Genomic DNA, 1,094 nt, shown 5'->3' on the forward strand with positions numbered 1-1,094 from the left:
GTCTTTATAGACATGGTTCAATTCGCGCACGAAGTCTTGTACGCCTTTGTGCCAGCCGCCCTCTTGCTCCAGCAAGAACCAATCCAGTCCTTCGTTGTAGTTCCACTCGCGGCCTTGCGCAAACTCGCTGCCCATAAACAAGAGTTTTTTGCCGGGGAAGCCGTACATAAAGCCGTAGTAGGCGCGCAGGTTGGCAAATTGTTGCCAGCAGTCGCCGGGCATACGTCCGAGTAGCGAGCGTTTGCCATGTACGACTTCGTCATGAGAAAGCGGCAGGACGAAGTTCTCGCTGTACTGGTACATCATGCCGAAAGTCATTTTGTTGTGGTGATATTTGCGGTTGATGGGGTCTTCCATCATGTAACGCAAGGTATCGTTCATCCAGCCCATATTCCATTTGAAGCTGAAATTCAAACCTTCTTGACGGGTGACGTTGGCGAACGAAGTAGATTCTTCGGCGATTTCAGTCGCAGCCGGAACTTCCTCTTTCAACATGGTGTTGGTATCACGCAGGAAAGCGATGGCTTCGAGGTTTTCATGGCCGCCGTATTGGTTCGGAATCCACTCGCCGTCTTTACGCGAGTAGTTGCGGTAAATCATGGAAGCAACCGCGTCAACGCGGATACCGTCAAAGCCGAAACGTTCTATCCAATACAGGGCGTTGCCTTGCAGGAAGTTTTTCACTTCGTTTCTGCCAAAGTTGTAAATTAGGGTGTTCCAGTCTTGGTGGTAGCCTTCGCGCGGGTCGGCGTGTTCGTACAGCGCAGTGCCGTCAAACTTGGCCAGGCCGTGGTCGTCGGTTGGGAAATGGCCGACTACCCAGTCGAGGATAACGCTGATACCCTCGTCGTGTGCGGCTTTAATCAATGCGCGCAATTCTTCCGGCGAACCGAAACGGCTGGTCGGCGCATACAAACCGGTTGCCTGATAGCCCCATGAGCCGTCAAACGGATATTCGGAAACAGGCAAAAACTCGATATGGGTAAAGCCCATGTCTTTGACGTATGCCACCAGTTCTTTGGCCAGCTCTTCATAAGTCAGCCAGAAATTGTTTTCCGGATTGCGTTTCCACGAACCCAAATGCACTTCATAAG

Annotated in this window: 1 protein-coding gene; it reads right to left on the reverse strand. The window is 51.7% G+C overall.

Features of this window, described 5'->3' with window-relative positions:
• A partial coding sequence (gene glgB / locus ACTHUM_RS15000) for a 1,4-alpha-glucan branching enzyme (RefSeq protein ID WP_440403291.1) occupies positions 1-1,094 on the reverse strand: 1,094 nt, incomplete at both ends.

It is taken from the genome of Neisseria sp. P0021.S006 (assembly GCF_051956895.1).